Source organism: Gluconobacter vitians, from assembly GCF_015244565.1.
In the GTDB taxonomy this organism is placed as follows: Bacteria; Pseudomonadota; Alphaproteobacteria; order Acetobacterales; family Acetobacteraceae; genus Gluconobacter; species Gluconobacter vitians.
This window is the reverse complement of the sequence record NZ_JABCQG010000066.1, coordinates 1-1863: the sequence shown is the minus strand read 5'-3', so window position 1 is coordinate 1863 and position 1863 is coordinate 1. Positions and strand designations below refer to the sequence as shown.

At 56.0% G+C, this 1863-nt stretch carries 2 protein-coding genes and 1 pseudogene; all 3 read left to right on the top strand.

Annotated elements, in window-relative coordinates:
• Nucleotides 1–157: pseudogene (locus HKD24_RS15025) on the top strand (IS5/IS1182 family transposase); the annotation flags it as partial.
• A gap of 183 nt (nucleotides 158–340) precedes the next feature.
• Nucleotides 341–1375 carry an NADP-dependent oxidoreductase gene (locus tag HKD24_RS15020; RefSeq protein WP_194260959.1) on the top strand — a complete coding sequence of 345 codons (1035 nt, stop codon included), beginning with the start codon at nucleotides 341–343 and terminating at the stop codon, nucleotides 1373–1375.
• Nucleotides 1376–1605: 230 nt separating this feature from the next.
• A partial coding sequence (locus tag HKD24_RS15015; protein ID WP_322783345.1) for a transposase occupies nucleotides 1606–1863 on the top strand: 258 nt, incomplete at its 3' end.

Genomic DNA, 1863 nt, shown 5'->3' with positions numbered 1-1863 from the left:
CCGCGTCGAGCACGTCTTTGCCGATCAGAAATCGCAAATGGGTCTATTCATCCGAACTGTCGGTATCACCCGGGCCACCATGAGGATCGGTCTGGCCAATATCGTCTACAATATGCCCCGCTTCCTCTTCCTGGAGCGGATCAGTACCGCAGCATAGCAATCCAGAGGGTAACACCCACCGATCCGCTCAAAACGCAGATCAAAACCGACCCAAAGAACCGTCAATCAAAGCGCCCAAAAACTAAAATCACGGGCCAAGCACATCAATCAACGGTTCTTCGATCCCTCCATCTGTTGTAACACGGACCGGAAATCGCATTGACCTGTAAGGGGGAGTATCATGACCGAAAAGACACTTGAGGCCGTTGTTCTGGCAAAGCGTCCTGACGGAAGTATTGCGCCGGATGTTTTCGCGACAGTGGAACGTCCCTGGCCTGCGATAAAGGAGGGTGAGGTGCTGACACGCACACTCTTTGCTTCCGTCGATCCCTATATGCGGGGCATTCTCAACGAGGGGCGGACCTATCGTGAAGGACTGGCGGTTGGCGACATGATCCCTGGCGAAACCGTGGGACAGGTCATCCAGTCGAAGCATCCAGCCTTTCGTGGAGGCGAGATCGTTTCCGGTGCGTTTGGATGGGCGACTGTGCTGGCAACTCCCGGGGACAGGCTGGTCCGGGTTCCCGATGATGTGCCGCCTTCAACCTATCTTGGTGTGCTCGGTATGCCCGGGACAACCGCGTATTCGGGGATGAAGGACATCGGACAGCCCAAGGCAGGGGAAACGGTCGTTGTCTCTGCGGCGTCCGGTCCCGTAGGCGCAACAGCCGGACAGATAGCCAGAAGAGCAGGAGCGCGGGTGATCGGTATCGCGGGCGGCGTGAAGAAATGTGCGTGGGTCACGGAAATCGCCGGATTTGATGGATGCATCAATCATCATGAAAATCTCGACGAACAGCTTGACGCCCTCTGTCCTGACGGCGTCGATGTCTACTACGAGAACGTTGGGGGTGCAGTAGGCCAGGCTGTGATCAGGCGGTTACGTAATCATGCCCGGGTTCCGATCTGCGGTCTGGTCGCTGACTATAATGATCGCGACTATAGCGGGCTGGCGCATGCGCCCACGATCAGCGCGGCCATGCTGCTGTTTCGCAGAGCCCGCATCGAGGGCTTCATTGTCGGTGACCGGCCGGAGCGGTTTGCGGAATGGCGTGCTTTGGCAACTCCCTGGGTTCAGGAAGGATCTCTTGTTTATAAGGAACAGATTGTAAAGGGTCTGGATCAGGCCCCTCTCGCACTGGCTGGACAACTGAGTGGACAGAATTTCGGCAAACTTCTTATGCAGGTTGCAGACGGTCCGACAAACCATGCCTGAGGGTCAACGGAGACAGAAAGCCTGTTTTTTGTGGTCAGTATGTGTAGTCGCTCTGGCCCTGATGCCTTGCGTGCCTGCGCAGGCAGCGGACAAAGCGTGGTGTTCGGTATCCGATCCGCAGGCTGCAGGGACTATGCCCGCGCTTCTTCGCCATCTGGAGGGTTCGAAAAACCCTCTGGTTTTGAGGGTGCCTTTGTGATTCCATTTCCCCCGAGTTGATTGGGGTATGGATCATGAAGCAGGCTGGTTTCTTTGATGTTGAAGAGAGGCTTGCCCGGCTGAGCGGGCTGGGTGATCAGCTTGAAGCGTTTTCCCGGACTGTGGATTTTGAAGTCTTCCGCCCTGATCTGGGGCAGGCTTTAGCCTATTCAGATGGCAGTAAAGGCGGACGACCGCCATTTGATCCGGTGCTGATGTTCAAAATTCTGGTGATCCAGACGCTCAACAATCTGTCTGATGAGCGGACAGAATATCTCATCAACGACCGC